This is a genomic window from Terriglobia bacterium, from assembly GCA_020073205.1.
Taxonomy (GTDB): Bacteria; Acidobacteriota; Polarisedimenticolia; order Polarisedimenticolales; family JAIQFR01; genus JAIQFR01.
Genome location: JAIQFR010000050.1, coordinates 1 through 16,264, shown reverse-complemented (window position 1 = coordinate 16,264; position 16,264 = coordinate 1). Strand labels below are relative to the sequence as shown.

Annotated in this window: 12 protein-coding genes; 8 read left to right on the top strand and 4 right to left on the bottom strand. The window is 71.4% G+C overall.

Annotated elements, in window-relative coordinates:
- Nucleotides 1-67: 67 nt before the first annotated feature.
- On the top strand, nucleotides 68-451 hold the full coding sequence (locus tag LAO51_11750) for a polymer-forming cytoskeletal protein (GenBank protein ID MBZ5639411.1): 384 nt from the start codon (nucleotides 68-70) through the stop codon (nucleotides 449-451).
- A gap of 25 nt (nucleotides 452-476) precedes the next feature.
- Complete coding sequence (locus LAO51_11745; GenBank protein MBZ5639410.1) at nucleotides 477-1,121, top strand: class I SAM-dependent methyltransferase; 645 nt, start codon at nucleotides 477-479, stop codon at nucleotides 1,119-1,121.
- 28 nt (nucleotides 1,122-1,149) lie between these two features.
- Here the strand turns inward: LAO51_11745 and LAO51_11740 are convergent, their stop codons facing one another.
- Entirely contained in the window at nucleotides 1,150-3,039 is a 1,890-nt protein-coding gene (locus LAO51_11740; GenBank protein ID MBZ5639409.1) for a phosphoenolpyruvate carboxykinase (ATP), read from the bottom strand.
- Between the two features lie 187 nt (nucleotides 3,040-3,226).
- On the opposite strand from LAO51_11740, the gene LAO51_11735 reads away from it, so the two are divergent.
- From LAO51_11735 to LAO51_11715, 5 genes are all read left to right on the top strand, one after another.
- Nucleotides 3,227-4,615, top strand: a complete 1,389-nt coding sequence (locus LAO51_11735; protein MBZ5639408.1) for a flotillin — start codon at nucleotides 3,227-3,229, stop codon at nucleotides 4,613-4,615.
- A gap of 12 nt (nucleotides 4,616-4,627) precedes the next feature.
- A complete protein-coding gene (locus LAO51_11730; protein MBZ5639407.1) occupies nucleotides 4,628-6,952 on the top strand; it encodes a pyridoxal phosphate-dependent aminotransferase in 2,325 nt (774 codons plus the stop codon).
- Between the two features lie 20 nt (nucleotides 6,953-6,972).
- Nucleotides 6,973-9,201, top strand: coding sequence for a tetratricopeptide repeat protein (locus tag LAO51_11725; protein ID MBZ5639406.1), 2,229 nt, complete (start codon nucleotides 6,973-6,975; stop codon nucleotides 9,199-9,201).
- A 108-nt stretch (nucleotides 9,202-9,309) separates the two neighbouring features.
- The gene (locus LAO51_11720; protein ID MBZ5639405.1) at nucleotides 9,310-9,714 is read left to right on the top strand and encodes a hypothetical protein; all 405 of its coding nucleotides are present in this window, start codon (nucleotides 9,310-9,312) and stop codon (nucleotides 9,712-9,714) included.
- Nucleotides 9,715-9,752: 38 nt separating this feature from the next.
- Nucleotides 9,753-9,947, top strand: a complete 195-nt coding sequence (locus LAO51_11715) for a hypothetical protein (protein MBZ5639404.1) — start codon at nucleotides 9,753-9,755, stop codon at nucleotides 9,945-9,947.
- Here LAO51_11715 and LAO51_11710 read toward each other — a convergent pair.
- The 3 genes from LAO51_11710 to LAO51_11700 are packed head-to-tail and all read right to left on the bottom strand — an operon-like array spanning nucleotide 9,937 to nucleotide 15,154.
- On the bottom strand, nucleotides 9,937-11,550 hold the full coding sequence (locus LAO51_11710; GenBank protein ID MBZ5639403.1) for a hypothetical protein: 1,614 nt from the start codon (nucleotides 11,548-11,550) through the stop codon (nucleotides 9,937-9,939). The two genes, LAO51_11715 and LAO51_11710, sit on opposite strands and share 11 nt — an antisense overlap.
- The gene (locus LAO51_11705) at nucleotides 11,547-13,385 is read right to left on the bottom strand and encodes a tetratricopeptide repeat protein (GenBank protein ID MBZ5639402.1); all 1,839 of its coding nucleotides are present in this window, start codon (nucleotides 13,383-13,385) and stop codon (nucleotides 11,547-11,549) included. The genes LAO51_11710 and LAO51_11705 overlap by 4 nt, the downstream gene beginning before the upstream one ends.
- A complete protein-coding gene (locus LAO51_11700) occupies nucleotides 13,382-15,154 on the bottom strand; it encodes a glycosyltransferase family 39 protein (protein MBZ5639401.1) in 1,773 nt (590 codons plus the stop codon). Before LAO51_11700 ends, LAO51_11705 begins: the two co-directional genes overlap by 4 nt.
- 484 nt (nucleotides 15,155-15,638) lie before the next feature.
- Here LAO51_11700 and LAO51_11695 point away from each other — a divergent pair.
- Nucleotides 15,639-16,264: hypothetical protein (locus tag LAO51_11695; protein ID MBZ5639400.1), on the top strand; the 626-nt coding region annotated here is incomplete at its 3' end.

The window sequence follows — 16,264 nt, the reverse complement described above, 5'->3', positions numbered from 1 at the left end:
GCGAAGTCCGGCGCCTCAGGAGGGCGCGCCCGGCCCCGCGGGCGCCCCGGCGACACGGGGGAGCACGATGGAGAAGCTCGTGAACATCGGTCAGTCGATTCAGATCAAAGGGGAGCTCACCGGGAACGAGGACCTCACCATTGAGGGGAAGGTCGACGGCAAGATCGGTCTCAAGGACCACAACCTGACGATCGGCGCCAACGGGAAGATCACCGCCGAGATTCAGGCCAAGACGGTGATGGTGATCGGCGAAGTGGTGGGGAACATCACCGCGGACGACAAGGTGGAAGTGGCGGCCACCGGCTCGATGAGGGGGGACATCGTCGCGCCGAGAGTGGTGCTGGCCGACGGCGCCCGATTCAAGGGCAGCATCGACATGGACCGCAAGCCCGGCGCTCCCGGCGCTCCTCCGAGACCCGGGATCCCCGGCGCCACGGGCGGCGCCGCCTAGAGCCGGGCGGGCGCGGGGTCGGCCGGTGGCCCTGAGGCCACGAGAGAAGGACACGACGGCTGCCGCGGCGGACGGCGATGCGGCGCCCGTCGCCGCCCTCAAGGGGCGCCCCTGCGGTGGCCTGGCGCGCGTCCTCGCGCGCGCGTTTCGGGAGGGCAAGCCCGAGATCCTCGTGCTCGGGCCGCTGTGCGGGGAGTCGGTGGTGTACCTCGCCGGACGCGGCGCTCGTGTGCACGTCGAGGATTTCGAGCCCCCGCCGCCCGTGCCGGTGCGGCGGCCAGGGGAGCCGCCTCCCGAGGTCGCTCCGGTGCGGCTCGACCAGCCGGACGCGCTGTTCCACCTGGTCCTCGCATGGGAGGCCGCCGATTTCGTCCCGCCGGACCGCCTCGCGGAGGTCGGCGGAGAGTTCCGCCGCATCCTCCGGGACGGAGGGGGGCTCTTCCTCTTTTCCCACGGGCGTCCCGAGGCCGAGGACGAAAGGCTATCGCGCTACGTGCTCCTCGCGGACGACCTGATCTCCCGCGAGATGATCGGGCGCGACCGGCGTCAGCGGTACGTGCATCCTACGCGCGATCTCGAGCGGGCGCTCAAGGGCTTCGCGATCCAGGGAATCCAGCTCCAGCGGACGCAGATGCGGGAGATCACCGCGCTCAAGTCCGAGACGGGCTGATCTCCGCCGCCGCGGCCGGGACGCGCGGCTACCAGGCGGAGCGGCCGCGGCCGGGCGCCGCGGCGGAGCGGGAACCGCGCCCGGGACGCCTCGGCTCCCACGACGTGATGAACCTCGAGAGCGGGATGCGGTCCTCGGCGGCCTCCGGCACCTCCTCCGACTCCTGAGGCGCCCAGGGCTCCGCCTTGCGCCGTCCCGCGGCCGCCTCGATCTGGTCCAGCTCTCGGTGGGCGAGGTCGCGGATGTCCTTGCGCAGCCCTTGCGCGGCGATCTCCTCGGTGTGCTTCCGGCGTCCCTCGACGAGCTCGGCCAGGTAGGCCGCGATCTGCTCCTTCGAGTAGAAGTTCGACGGGTCGTAGGCCGAGAGGTCCCCGCCGTCGAAGCGGACGACCTCGTCCATCATCAGCGCGCCTTTTCGGTACTCGTGGGTGCCGCGCAGGTCGCCGCGCTGCAAGGCCGCCATCACGTCGATCGGGACCCGGGTCGCCTTCCTCACGAGCTTGCGCGCGCCGCTCCCCTTGTCCACCTCGATGATCTCGCCGACCCCGCCGGTGTTGTACTGGAAGAAGTGCACCTTCCCGGGGAAGCGGGCCGAGAGGTCCATGACGATGTCGTGGAACGCGTTGACCTTGCGCCCCTGGTTCCCGATGATGAAGTCGTCCATCCCGACGATCCTGACGCTCTCTCCCGCCTTCTCCGGGACCGTGGCGAAAGAGTGGCTCGACTCGCCCCACAGGTACGCCAGCACGCCCTGCTCGGGGGTCAGGCGGTGGGCGAACGGATAGACGGTGTTGCGGCGCGTGATGAAGGCGAAGACCAGCCCGTCGAGCCTTTCGAGCGGCGGGAGGTCGATGGATTCGGCGCAGATCGACTGGAGCGAGCCGCCCCGGCGGACCTTGAGGTGCCGGCGGTCCAGCACGCCCCGGCCGTTCTCTCCGAGGCGCTCGTCGAGGAAGTCGATCTTCCCGCGGGCGTCCACCATCACGTTCTCGAGAAGTGCCGTGCGGTGCGACAGGGCGTGGTGCATCGCCTCCTGGAGGCCCGGTTCCACGTCGGTCTTCACGTAGAACCCCTGCTCGGTCCCGAACGCGGACCCGTCCCGTTTGAGGAACACGATGTCGTCCTGCGCGACCCAGGTCCCCTCGCCGCTCTCCGAGTCGAGGCCGAGCTGGTGGCACGACCAGGTGCTCTTGCCGGTGGCGGTCAGACCGAACATGAACACCCCGAACGTCCTGAGCTTCCCGCTCTGCTGGTCCCTCGCCCGGACCACCTTGGTGCCGGCGTGGAGGCCGAGCTGGCCGCGCTCGTCCGCGCGGTACATCCCCTGGCGGAGGAACCCTTTCTTGCACTCCCCGGTGTAGTCGGTTCCCATCGCGATGTTGATGTTGTACTCGGGAAGGGCGAGGACCTGCATCCTGAGCCGGTGCTCCTCCGGGACGTCGATCATCACGAACTCGGGCCCGGGCCGGGAGGCCCGCACGTCGTTCATCGTGCGCGCCCACATGTACGCGAGCCGGTAGTTCTTCGGGTCCGACACCGAGACGTACAGGTTGCAGATCGGGTTGAACTCCGGGTTGTCCCCCATCTGGCGGCGCACGTGGACGAAGGGGAGCGTCCTCAGGAGCTGCAGGACCTTGTGGAGCTGCTCCGGCGCCTTCTGCACCAGGTCGAGCTGGAGGGAACTGGGGCGGGGGAGCCAGGCCTGGGAACTGCCGAGGTAGACGGTCCGCGCCGCCATGCGCGACGAGATCCCCGAGAACCAGAGGTGCGACCCGTTCGCCGTCCGCCGCGAGCTCAAGAGGGCGCTCCGCCTCAGCGCCCACAGGGACGGGTGCTCGATGTTCGGCCCGCCGAGGCAGCCCCTCAGGTTCTCCGCGAACCTGCGGTACACGTCGGGGTCGTAGGGTCCGGCGCCCATGGATCACCTCTCCTCGCGAGCCGTCGCGGAAGGCGGAGCATAGCGGAGGCGGCGGACGCCGCGCAAGGCGACGGCGAGGCTCCCGACGCGCCCGTTCCGGACCGGAAGGGTCGGCGTTCGAACCCTTGAACCGGCTCCGAACTTGGCGTAACGTGGCGCCCCGCCTTCGGGATCGGAGGAAGAAGCCATGTTCTGGTTGCCGTGGGTCATCGCCGCCGCCGTGATCGTATCGCTGTTCGTCCTGTGGGCGGTCAATTACCGCAAGGTCGGTCCGAACCAGGCCCTGGTGATCTCCGGACGGACCAGCACGGTGGTGGAAGCGGACGGGCGGCGGCGGAAGGTCGGCTACCGCCTCCAGGTCGGGGGCGGCACGTTCGTGATGCCGTTCATCGAGACGGTGGACTCTTTCCCGCTCGAGGTCTTCTCCCTCGCGATCCGCTGCCCCGAGGTGCTCTCGGCCCACGGCGTGCTGATCTCCGCCGAGGCGCAGGGTCAGGTCAAGGCGTCCAGCGGCGAGGCCTCGCTCCACCGCGCCATCGAGAACTTCCTCTCGAAGGGGTCGAGCGGGATCGTGGACGTGTCGCAGGAGGTGCTCGAAGGGCACATGCGGGCCGCCCTCGGCACGATGTCCGTGGAGGAGATCTACGCCGACCGCGAGGGGTTCGCGCGGAAGGTGCGCGACGCCGCGGCCGAAGATTTCTCGCGGCTCGGCCTCGAGCTGGTCTCGTTCTCCCTCAAGGACATCAGCGACGCGCAGGGGTACATCCTGGCCCTGGGCGCCCGGCGCATCGCCGAGATCAAGCGCGATGCGACCATCGCGCAGGCCGAGACCGAGCGGGACGCGGCGATCAACGCCGCGATGGCCCGGAAGGAAGGGGACGTGGCGCGCCTCAAGGCGGAGGCCGAGCTGGCCCAGGCGACGCGGGACTTCGAGATCCAGCGCGCCGAGTTCCAGGCCGCGGTCAACTCGCAGCGGGCGCAGGCCGACGTGGCGTACGACCTCGAGCGCGCGAAGCTCGACCTCTCTCTGAAGCGGCAGGAGTACGAGGTGCGGCTCGCCGAGAAGGAGCTGTCGGCGAAGGTGGAGGAGCGCGAGGCGGTCCGCCGGGAGAAGGAGCTCGAGGCCAGCGTGAAGCGTCCCGCAGAGGCCATGAACTACCAGGGCCGTCTCGAGGCGGAGGGGGAGGCGTACCGGAAGGAGCTCGAGGCCAAGGGGAAGGCCGCGGGCATCCGCACCATCGGGAACGCCGAGGCCGAGGCGGCCCTCGCCCGCGGGAAGGCGGAGGCGGAGGCGATGCGCGCGAAGGCGACGGCCTGGAAGGACTACTCGGAGGCTGCGCTCACCGAGATGGTCATCAAGTCGCTTCCCGAGCTGGCCCGGGCGGTGTCCGAGCCGCTCTCGAAGGTGGAGAAGATCGTGATGGTGGGCGACGCGAGCGGGGCCCAGAAGATCACCGGGCAGGTCGCCGCGGTGCTCGCGCAGCTCCCGACGGTGGTGGAGAGCCTGACCGGCCTGAACCTCGCCGACCTGCTCGCGCGGGGCAAGAAGAAGGACGACGCGAAGGACGGCCAGTAGGGAGGGGGCCCCATGTTCTCCGATCGCGTCAACCGGATCGCGCTCTCCCCCACGCTGAGGATCGGCGCCAAGGCGCAGCAGATGCGCGCGCAGGGCGTCGACGTGGTGGACTTCTCGGTGGGCGAGCCCGATTTCCCGACCCCCGAGCCGATCAAGCGCGCCGCCAAGGCGGCTCTCGACGCGAATTTCACCAAGTACACCGCCAACGACGGGATCCCGGACCTCAAGCTCGAGATCGCCGACAAGCTGCTGCGGGAGAACAGCCTCAGGTACTCGCCGGACGAGATCATCGTCTCGCCCGGCGCCAAGGTCTGCCTGTTCCACCTCGCGATGGCGCTGTACGGGCCCGGCGACGACGTCTTGATCCCCTCCCCGTACTGGGTCTCGTACCCGGACCAGGTGACGCTCGCCGGCGCGAACCCCGTGTTCCTCCCCACCCGCGAGGAGGACGGCTTCAGGCTCCAGGCGAAGACGCTGGCCGCCGCGATCACCCCGAACACCAAGGCCCTGATCCTCAACTACCCCTGCAATCCCACCGGGGCGACGTACGCCCGCGACGACCTCCAGGCGATCGCCGACGTCTGCGTCCGGGAGGACATCTGGGTCGTCTCCGACGAGATCTACGAGCGCCTGATCTACGACGGCGCGCGCTTCGTGTCCATCGCGTCGGTGGACGAGAAGATCCGGAAGCGCTCGGTGGTGGTCAACGGGTTCTCGAAGGCGTTCTCCATGACCGGGTGGCGGCTGGGCTACGCGGCCGGTCCCCGCGAGGTGATCCAGGCCTGCTCCAAGATCCAGTCCCACAACACCTCGAACGCGACCTCCTTCGTGCAGAAGGGGGGGATTGAGGCGCTCCGCTCCTGCTCGATGGAGGTGGAGCGGATGAAGCAGGAGTTCGAGCGGCGCCGGAACGCCGTGGTGTACCGGCTGCGCTCGATCCCCGGCGTCTCCTGCCCCGAGCCGAAGGGGGCGTTCTACGCGTTTCCCAACGTCGAGCGCTACCTCGACAAGGAATTCTCCGGCGCCCCCCTCCGGAACACCTATGGCCTCGCCTACTACCTCCTGAAGGAGGCGCAGGTCGCGGTGGTGCCGGGGCAGGCGTTCGGCTCCGACGCCCACGTCCGGCTCTCGTTCGCGCTGTCCATGGAGAGGCTCGAGGAGGGAATGCGGCGGATCGAGCGGGCCCTCCTGCGCCTCGACGAGCCGAAGCGCGTCCGGCCCCGCGCGCTCAACAACGTGGTCACCAAGGTCCGGGACGCGGCGCCGACCGAGGTGCTCTCGGTGGTCGGCGCGCGCAACGCGGCCCTCGCCGAGGCGGAGGCCCACCTCCCGCCGGACGCGTACTTCCAGTGGAACGCGTCCATCGCCGGGATCGTCGTGCAGCTCAGGACGAACTCGCCGCACCTCGCCGACTTCTACCAGGAGAACTTCTATCCCGCCTCCCTCGACGGCGACCTCGAGCCCCACGCGGTGATCTACGCGGTCAAGGACGTGCCCGGGCGCGAGCCCCGGGGAATGGTGAGCCTCGAAACCGCCACGGGCTTCGTGCTGAACAGCGCGTTCTACGGCCAGCTGCGCTCCATCGCGCTCTCGCTCGCTGCGGACGGCGCCGCGCGAACGTCGGGGGCGCTCCTGGCCCACGCCGCCGCGCTGGACCGCGAGGGCCGCGGCGCCCTGGTGTGGGGTGAGGCGGGCTCGGGCCGGACCGCGGTGCTCGCGGCGGCGCTTCGCGAGGACGGGGTGCGGCTCGTGGCGGCGGAGGACGTCTTCGTGCGGCCGTCCCCCGACGGGCCGACGGCGGAGCTTCCCGAGCGCAAGCTGTACCTCAAGGCGAAGTGGATGAAGCACGTACCGGAGATCGAGAAGCTCCTGGAGCGGACCAAGCTCGAGAACCTCGCGGTGAGCCGCGAGCAGTGCCACGAGGACCACGAGGGGGGCGAGTGCCCTCTCGACCGCGGGGCGGCGGTTTGCGTCGCCGCCTCGGGCGGCGGGCGCATCCTGCTGGACCCGGCGTGGCTCGGCGCCGGACGCCGGCACGTCCGGAGGACCGCGCTCGAGGTCTCGGTCCTCCTCGCGAGAGACGCGGTGCTCCCCGCGGTGCAGGAGCTGTCGCCGCGGGACGCGGCGCGCCGACTCGCCGCGGGGAACCTGCCCGGCGGCCGGGGCCCCGCCTCGCCGTTCTTGAACCCGCACCTCGCCGGGACCGACACGGCGCGCCTCGAGGCGACGCAGGTCCAGTACGAGCGGCTGTTCGGGGTCAGCCGCTGCGTCGTGGTCAACGCGTCGATCGGATCGCCCGAGACCGTCGCGAAACGGTTGCTCGACCTGCTTCGCTGACGGCTCGGGCGGGGATCGCGATGCGCCTTCCAGGGAGCGAGCGGACACGCGCGCGGATCGGAACGGCGATCCTGCTCGGCGCCGCGGTGCTCGCCGTCTTCTCGCCGGTGCTTAGGAACGGCTTCGTCGGGTACGACGACGACGTCTACGTGGCGCGCAATCCGCACGTCCGGGACGGGCTCGGCCCCGGCGGGGTGATCTGGGCGTTCACCACGACGCGCGCCGCGAACTGGCATCCCCTGACCTGGCTCTCGCACCTGCTCGACGAGCGGGCGTTCGGCTCGAGCGCCGCCGGGCACCACGCGACGAGCCTGCTGCTCCACCTGGCCAATACGGTGCTTCTCTTCCTGCTGCTCGACGCGCTCACGCGGTCGATGGCGGCCAGCGCGCTGGTCGCGGCGCTGTTCGGCGTGCACCCGCTCCACGTCGAGTCGGTGGCCTGGATCGCCGAGCGGAAGGACGTCTTGAGCACCCTCTTCTGGATCCTCGCGTGCTGGGCTCATGTCCGGTGGGCGAGGTCCCCGTCGGCCGGGCGGTACGCGCTCGTCGTCCTGGCGCTCGTCCTCGGGCTCCTCTCGAAGCCGATGCTGGTCACGCTGCCGTTCGCGCTGCTGCTCCTCGACCGATGGCCGCTCGAGCGCTGGTCCTGTCGTGGGGCCCGCGCCCTCCCGCCTCTCGTACGGGAGAAGCTCCCGCTGTTCGCGATTGCCTTCGCGTCGGCGATCGCGACGTACGCGGTGCAGCGATCGGGGCACGCGGTCGGATCGCTGGAGCAGCTCCCGATGGGCGTTCGCGTCGCGAACGCCATCGTCTCGTACGGCGCGTATCTGGCGAAGACGGCGTGGCCGAGCGCTCTCGCGGTCTTCTATCCCCACCCGCGGAACGCGGTGCCCGCGCTCGAGGTGGCCGCTTCCGCGGCGGCGCTCCTCGCGGTGACGCTGTTCGTCGTCCGGCAGGAAGGCCGGCGGCCGTTCCTCCTGGTCGGCTGGCTCTGGTACCTCGGCACGCTCGTGCCGGTCATCGGGCTCGTCCAGGTGGGTGGGCAGGCGCGGGCGGATCGGTACACCTACGTTCCGCTGATCGGCGTCTTCCTGATGCTCGCGTGGGGGGTCCCGGAGCTGCTCTCATCCGTCATCCGCGGCCCGGGCTCCCGCCGGCTGATCCCGATTTACGTCCTGCTCCCCGCGCTCGCCGTGGCCGCGCGCGTGCAGGTGGGGCACTGGAAAGACGCGGTGTCCCTGTCGGAGCACGCGATCGCGGTGACGCGGAACAACGCCGTCGCCCACGCGAACCTGGCGGCCGCCCTCTCGGCCCGGGGATCCGCCGACCGGGCGATCCCGGAATTCGAGGAGGCCGTCAGGATCGATCCCCGCCAACCGGAGGCGCAGAGCGGCCTCGCGCTGCTTCTCGCCGAGCGCGGCCGGCTCGACGAGGCGGTGTCCCACGCGGAAGCGGCGATCCGGGCGCGTCCCGGGTACGCGCCCGCGCACAATCACCTGGGGATCGCGCTGAAGCGCCTCGGCCGGCCGAAGGAGGCGGCCCGGGAGTTCGAGGCGGCGGTGGCACTCGACCCGGAGCTGGCCGAGGCCTGGAGCAACCTCGGCCTCGAGTCCCTCGACGAGGGCCGCGACGAGACCGCGGACTCGGCGTTCCGGCGGGCGCTCCGCCTCGATCCGGGCCTGAAGGAGGCGCGCAACAACCTCGGCATCGCGCTCCTCCGGGAGGGACGGGTGGACGAGGCGATCGCGGAACTCCGCGAGGCGGTGAAGACCGCGCCGGGCTACGCCACGGCTCATCGGAACCTCGGCCGCGCTTGGGCCGCGAAGGGGAGAATCGAAGAGGCGCGCGCCGAGTTCGAGCAGTCCCTGGGCGCCGACCCCCGCGCGGCGGAGACCCACCAGGACTACGGCTTCGCGCTGGCCGGCAGCGGGCGATTCGACGAGGCGATCGCCCAGTACCGGGAGAGCCTGCGCCTCGACCCCGGCTACCCTGAGGCCCACAACAATCTGGGAGCCGCCTTGATGGAGCAGGGCCGGATGGCGGAGGCACGGACGGAGTTCGAGCGCGCCGTGCAATTCCGCCCCGGCTACGCGCTGGCCCACTCGAATCTGGCCGTCACGCTCTACTACGCGGGGGATTACGGAAGGGCGTGGGACGAGGTCCGCCTCGCCCGACGCGGCGGCTCCGAGCCCCCCGAACGCTTCCTGACGATGCTCCGGGAGAAGTTCCCGGAGCCCCCACCGCGCTGAGATCCTCCCCGCGGCCCTGAGCCCGCGCGTCGGTTCCTCCGAACGCGGCGGGAGAAAGTTGTTGACAACATCGTTTTACAAAATATAACTTAATTAATCGAGGACCACGTGACGACGACCCGAGAGACGCGGCGGCCTGGCCCGGACCCGAAGCCCCACGAGGAGCGGCGGTCGATCCTGGTCGGCGTGAAGGTGTCGCCGAGGGAGCTCACGAGATTCCGCTCCGCGGCCCGCAGCCTACCGGTGGCGACCTGGATGCGCAGCCGCGCGCTCGAGGCGCTCGAGATCGGCGGTGCCGAGGAGCGGGCGGACGCCTTCCTGACGCAGGCAAAGGCGTTCCGGGACCGGGCCGACGAGGCCCTCCGGGAGATGGATCGGGAGTTCGATGAGCGGATCGCCGCGGTGGACCGGCTGCTCGAGCGGGCGGAGCGCGCGGCTCAGGCGTCGCCCCGGGGGAAAGGGCGGGGCTCGACCCGCCGGAAGCGGGGGGGAACGGTCCCGAGGAAGAAGTGATCCGGCAAGGTGCCGGTGAGTCAGGAGAGGAGGGAGCAATGTCGGACACCGTCCCGACCGAGCGGCCCCTCGTGGCGCTCCTCAAGAGGGCGGAGCGGTCCCGAGCCGAAGCCGAGCGATGGTTCCGCTTCGTGAAGCGGTTCGACGAGTCGCGCCGGACCGGGCGCGACCTCGCCGCGGCCCGGCGCGACCTCGCGCTCGCGGCCAGGAAGGAGAGCTACCTCAAGAGCTGAGCGGACCGCGCCCCGCGCCGGCCGGCGCCGCTCGCGTCAGGCGACGGAGGACGGCGACCCCGGCTCCGAGCGCCAGGAGCAGCGGGAGAAGGCTGATCCAGCCGGGGATCCGCAAGAGCTCTCCCAGATTGAAGGAGCTCCACTCCGGCGAGGCGGCTTCCGTCTCGACCGCCATGGGGTTCGCCGAGACGGGGCCCTCGTAGCGCAGGAGCGGCGTGTCCACGACGCCTCCCGCCGCGAGAGGGAGAAGGAATCCCGTGAACGGGTGCTCGACGTCCTGGGGCACCATCGGCGTCACCGCGGTGGCGAAGAGCATGATCGCCGCCGACACGGAGGCCAGGCACGCCGTGGCCCGCGGCCCGCGCTCGAACGCGAGGGCGAGCGGCAGCGCGACGAAGGGGACCGTCGGGACGAGGTATCTCGGACCGAAGCAGTACCCGCCGTGCCACCCGTTGAACGCCGCGTTCATCAGGAGGAACGCGACGAAGACCGCCGCGACGACCGCGATCTCCACCCGCCTGCGGCCGTCGGCCCATGCGCGCCACGCCCCCCACAGGGAGGCGAGCAGGATCGGGCTCGAAACGAAGAGACCGCGGTATCTCGAGACGAGCAGCCTCACGAGGATCCCGGGATCCGGGAGCCCGAACATCCCGAGCCAAAGGCGGCCGCTTTCCTCGAGGAACAGGCTCGTCCCGTGGGTATTCGCGATCGCCAGGGGGCCGCCGAAGCAGGCCGCTTGGTAGGCGAGGAGCGCCGCCGCGGGCGGCGCGCCCCCCGCGAGTATCCACGCGATGCGGCGCGCGGGGCGCGGCGCGGCGGCGGCATAGACGAGGAGCGGCAAAACCGCCAGGAAGGCCGCGTACTCGGAGAGCACCGCGAGGCCCAGACAGAGTCCGGCGCCGAACGCCCACGCCGCGGGTCGGCGGAAGGCCCCGTCCCTCAGCCCCACCAGGATGCCGAAACCGGCGAGAAGGAAGACCGCGACGGGCACCTGGTCGAAGAGGAGCGTCGAGTACGGGAGCACCATCGTGGCCAGTCCCAGGCTGAGCGCCGCGGCCACGTGCGACCGTTCGCCGACCCGGGGAAACAGGCGCCGCGACAGCCGCAGGAACACGACGCCGCCGAGGGCGCCGAGAAGCCCCACGGAGAACACGGTCGAAAGGTACAGCGCGATGCTCATCGCCCAGGAGCTGTCGGGATCGGCGCCGAGAGCACGGCCGGCGAGGCGGACGAGGCCGTACGCGGGGACGGCGAGCCAGGTCGTGCCGGGCGGCTTGTTCGGGTAGAAGCGGCCGTCGGACAGCGCCAGGTCCAGGGTGTTGAAGCGCCCGGTACCGCGCGCCTCAGGGTATGGGACCGGCAGGGACACACGTCGCGTCGCTCCGCTCCGCGCGTCGCGCTCGTACGCGAGGAAGCGATTGATGGAGATCTCTCCCCCCTCGACGATCGCTCGGACCTGGTCGAAGCGCGAGTTCTGGTTCCAGCCGCCGCCTTGATGGAAGTACGCGTACGCCGCGATGAGCGTGAGGAAGAGCACTCCCTCGACCGCGCGGCCCCCGCCGTTCCGCCCGGCCCTCCGGTCGTCCCGCGACGGTCGCGTCAATGTCGGGATGGCGCCCTCCCCCGGTCGGCGGCACGGGCCCGGATCCTCCCGCACGCCTCCGCGGTCTCCCGGCCGGGCAAGAGCCTCTCGGCCTCGGCGCACGCCGAGACGGCCTCCTCGGCACGCCCGAGGAACGCCAAGGCGGCGGCGAGATCGAGGCGCGCGCGGCCGTCACGTGGCGCCAGCTCGACCGCGCGCCGAAGGGGCGCCTCCGCGGTCTCGTAGTCGCGGAGATCGAGGGCCGTCTCGCCCAGCCTGAGGTGGGCCGCGGCGTCGCCCGTGATGTCGAACAGCGCGATGCTGTAGCCCGGGAACGCGGTGAAAGGGCGCTCCCTCAGCCACGCGTGCTGGTCCTTTCGGGGCGAGTACACGTCGAGGAGGTTCGTCACGCTCAGGGCGATCCACTCCCGTCCTCCTGGGTCGGGTCCGTCCTCGTAACGCCGGTCCACCATGCGGTCCGAGCTGATCCAGCAGTAGGGGAGACCGTAGGCGCCCGGGTCCGCCGTGCCGAAATAACCCAGGTACAGGCGCCGGAGCGGGAAGCGATGGACCTCGTCCGCGAGCGCCGGGAGGTCCTGTCCCCAGTCGAGGTTGGAGTCGGCGAGGAGCCGCCAGAGCCTCGACGGCCCCGAGGCTGCCTCGTTCGCGTAGGCCATCTCGAAGGGATGGACCCTGAGGGTCCCCGCGGCGAGCCAGACCAGGAGGACGACGACCGCGGCGCGCCCCGTCCGCGCCCCCCGCCACAGCCCCGCCAGCGCAACCCCGCCGGCGGCGGCGAGGAAGGGCGTCACCTGGAGCAGGTGTCTCACGCCGAGGTTGAGAGGGGAGGTCATCACGGCGGCGGCGACGAGGGCGGGGGAGAGCAGGAGCACTCCGCACCGGGCGACATCGGCCCGCGCGCGCCGGAGGAGCGCCAGGATCCCCGCCGTCGAGGCCAGGAGGAGCGGGATCGGGGTCTTCACGAGCCACGCGGCGGGGAAGTACCACCACCAGCCGGTGGAGCTGTACAGACCGAACGCGTAGGTGGGATGGCCGATCTCCTCGTGCCCGCGGAGGAGGCCGAGCCCGCGAAGGTAGAGTCCCGGGCCCGCGGGCCCCGACGCCGCCGCCACCACGACGAGCGACAGCCCCAGGACCGCCGCCGCCCGCCGCGCGGCGGGCCGAAACCCCCCTCCCGTGAGCCAGGGACCCAGCGTCGCGACGAGGACGAGGATCGCGAGGAGCGGCAGGTTCGAGAACTTCGTCGCCAGCGCGGCACCCGACGCGAGCCCCGTGACGGCGACTCGCAGAGCGCCGCCGCGGAGCAGAGCACCCGGAAGCGCGACCGCCGCGACGAAGAAGAGCGCGGCGCCCCCGAGGTCCAGGGTGGCGAACCCCGCGTGCGCCACGACCAGCGGATCGAGCGCGTACAGCGCCAGGGCCGCGAGGCCGGCGGCGTCTCCCGCGATCGCTCGCGCGACGGCGAACACCGCGAGGGCGAGCCCGACCGACAGCAACGCGATCACGGCGCGCGCGCGCATGAGAAGGGCGTCATGGGGCCGCCCCGGTCCGTAGAACGCCCGCTGACCCACCTGCCACTGGTCCCTCTCCCGCCAGCCGGGCGTTGCCGGGGCATCGAACCCCGCCCCCGTCCAGGATGCTCCGAGCAGGAGCTTGAGGAAGGGCGGATGCTCCGGGTTCAGGCGGAAGTCGCCGGTCGAGAGGTACGAGAAACCCGCGGGAGCGTAGACGATCTCGTCGAACACCGCGCTGTGCCGCGACGCGCCGTGGAGCACCAGGGCGAGGTGGGCTGCGGCGAGGAGCGCGGCGGCGCCCCACGCGCGGCCCCGCATCATGGGCTCCTCTCGGGAGCGAACCCCAGCGCCCTGAGCATGCCGGGGTCGAGGCGCACGCCGGCCTTCGTCGCCGCCTCGGCGGAGCGCCTTGCCGACGGGACGTCGCCGATCGACGCCTCCGCGACCACGAGGTTCGTCCAGCAGACGGCGTGCCGGCCCTCCCGCGCGAGGGCCCGCTCGAGGATCGGCACCGCCTCGCGCTCGGCGTGCCGATCGATGAGGATCCGCGAGAGATTGCCCGCCGCGTCGGCGTTTCCGGGGTCAACCGACAGCGCGTCGCGATACATCTTCTCGGCTTCCGCCCGCCGTCCCCCGGCCTCGAGCACGACGCCGAGGTTGAATCGCGCGAGAGGCGCGGACGGATCGATCGCGATCGCACGGCGCGCGTCCTTCTCCGCCTTGCCGAGGGCGCCCGAGAGCTTGAATCCCACGGAGCGGTTGGCCAGGGCGCCCGCAATCTCGATCCGTCCGAGGTCCGACGAAGGCACGAGGAACGAGCCGAGGGCGAGGGCGGTGGCCACGCCGAGCGACGCGAGGAGCCTGCGGCGGGGGATCCCTCCCCACCCCGACGCGAGCGCGGAGACGCCGCATCCCGCCGGGACCGAGAGCAGGGCGGCCATGGGCAGGCGGTAGCGGCTCGAGGCGTAGAAGATCCAAGGCGTCGCGGCGCACGCCAGGATCGCTCCCCACGTGGTCGCGCCTCCGGACCCTCGGACGCCCGAGAGGGCGAGCCCGGCTCCTGCGAGCGCGAGGAGGACCGCGAACGGCAGCGGCGCGGCCCAGCGCCACGGGTTCTCGTCGAGCGCCGGTGCGTAGTCCAGGCCGTGCTCGGCATTGTCCACGAGCAGCAGCAGGCGTCGGCCCGCGAGCCCCAAGGTCCCCACGGGATCGGCGAGGCGCGCGCGCACCGCCTCGCGCCTCCAGTAACCGTCCGCCTCGACGTCGTCGAGCGGCGAACCGGTCCTCTCTCGCGCGACGGCGGTCGCGTCCTCCCGCTGCGTCGCGACCGCTCCCGAGAAGCCCGGCGGCCGGGAGAAGATCCCGTTCGCCCCGGGGCCGTTCCCGTGATAGAGGGTGATGCCCGAGTTCGACGACAGCAGGACGAGGTGGCCCGACGCCTTGAGATTGTGAATCGCGACAGGGAGCACGGCGAGCGCCACGCCGGCGGCGAGGATCGCGGCCCTCACCCTGCGCCGCGCGAGGACGCCGGTCGCGATCCAGGCGGCGGGAACCAGCAGGAGGTTGGGCCGCGCCGCGGAAGCCAGCCCCCCCGCGAGCCCCGAGAGGAGTGCGTCACGGCGGCGATCCCCGACCGCGAGCCGGAGCGAGAGCGCGAGGACGAGAAGCGCCACGGCCTCGCCCAGCGGCCGCGATGCGAAGAAGAGCGAGGGGTGATAGAGGACGAGAATCGCCGCCGCGAAGAGGCCGGCCCGCTCGGACGAGGCGCGGCGCGCGACCCCCGCGAGTAGGGCGGCCGAAGCGACCACGAAGAGGTGCTGCGCGATATAGAGGAGCGCGAAGCTCTCTCCGAACAGCCGGACGAAGCCGGCCAGGAGGTACGGGTAGAGCGGCGCGAGGTAGAACGCCCCGCCCGGTCCTCCGTGCCCCGAGGCCAGGGAGCGTGCCCAGTCGAAGAAGTAAGCGCCGTCCAGCATCGGACGCGAGAAGTCGGGGTCGGTGGCGGGCTGGGCCAGGACGTACCCGATCCGAGCTGCCGTGGCGGCGAGGAGCACAAGGGCAAGAGGCAGGTGCCGCCGGGCTGACTGCACGAGGGGGCGCTCCGCGACCGGCCGGAGCGGCGAGGATTCGCGCCACGCTCCGGTCGGGGCTCATTGTAGTCCACGTTCGACCGGGCGCAGGAACTTCGAGGAATCCGACGTCCATCGGACAATTCGCCTCTCATTCCACGCCATGCGGCAGCGTTGACCGCTTTTCGCTTGACTCGCGCCTCGCGGCCGCGTACTTGACACTCCTGCACGCACTCGGGGGGCTCCCATGCGAAGAGTGGCCGTCTGCCTTGCGCTCGTTCCAGTTGCCGTCTGGCTCGCGGCAACCGTCGCTTCGGCCCAGGGACTCGCTCTCCAAGCCCAAGACCGCGGTGCCGATCGATCGGGGTTTGCAGACCGGGATGCCGTCTCTCCTCCTCTGCCTCTGCGCGCGCGCGAGTCAGGAGCCACCCCGAGCGTCCTTGGCGGTCCCGACTGGCTTTTCTCGATAGGAGCCTCGAGCCCGCCCCCTCGCGATCAAGCCGCGATGGCGTACGACGCCGCGCGAGGGCGCGTGGTGCTGGTCGGAGGATGCTGCACATCCGGCCTCCTCGCGGACACGTGGGAATGGGACGGGCGAGAGTGGGTCGAGAGGACGTCGACAACGAGCCCGCCGGCCCGCTATGGCCACGCGATGGCGTATGACGGCGCGCGAGGGCGGGTGGTCCTCTTCGGGGGTTATTCCAACGGAGTATTCGGCGATACGTGGGAATGGGACGGTATCAATTGGGCCCAAAGGGCGTCCGCTCCGAGCCCGCCGGCCCGCTCTGGTCACGCGATGGCGTACGACAGCGCGCGGGAGCGCGTGGTGCTCTTCGGAGGACAAGGGACTTCCGGCTTCCTCGCCGACACCTGGGAGTGGGACGGGAACGGGTGGACTCAGATGACGCCCGCCACGAGTCCGCCGGCACGCGGATACGGTGCGATGGCGTATGACAGCGCGCGGGGACGCGTCGTGCTCTTCGGAGGACGGGGAACCTCCGGAATGCTCGGCGACACCTGGGAGTGGGACGGAAACGCGTGGAAACAGATGACGCCCGCCACGACTCCGCCCGCACGCTCGTTCAGTGCGATGGCGTATGACAGCGCGCGGGAGCGCGTGGTGCTCTTCGG

What these genes read in the sequence shown, in the direction of transcription:
- LAO51_11750 (MBZ5639411.1), top strand. Translation starts at nt 68, where the DNA reads ATGGAGAAGCTCGTGAACATCGGTCAGTCGATTCAGATCAAAGGGGAG.
- LAO51_11740 (MBZ5639409.1), bottom strand. Translation starts at nt 3,039, where the DNA reads ATGGGCGCCGGACCCTACGACCCCGACGTGTACCGCAGGTTCGCGGAG.
- LAO51_11735 (MBZ5639408.1), top strand. Translation starts at nt 3,227, where the DNA reads ATGTTCTGGTTGCCGTGGGTCATCGCCGCCGCCGTGATCGTATCGCTG.
- LAO51_11730 (MBZ5639407.1), top strand. Translation starts at nt 4,628, where the DNA reads ATGTTCTCCGATCGCGTCAACCGGATCGCGCTCTCCCCCACGCTGAGG.
- LAO51_11725 (MBZ5639406.1), top strand. Translation starts at nt 6,973, where the DNA reads ATGCGCCTTCCAGGGAGCGAGCGGACACGCGCGCGGATCGGAACGGCG.
- LAO51_11715 (MBZ5639404.1), top strand. Translation starts at nt 9,753, where the DNA reads ATGTCGGACACCGTCCCGACCGAGCGGCCCCTCGTGGCGCTCCTCAAG.
- LAO51_11705 (MBZ5639402.1), bottom strand. Translation starts at nt 13,385, where the DNA reads ATGATGCGGGGCCGCGCGTGGGGCGCCGCCGCGCTCCTCGCCGCAGCC.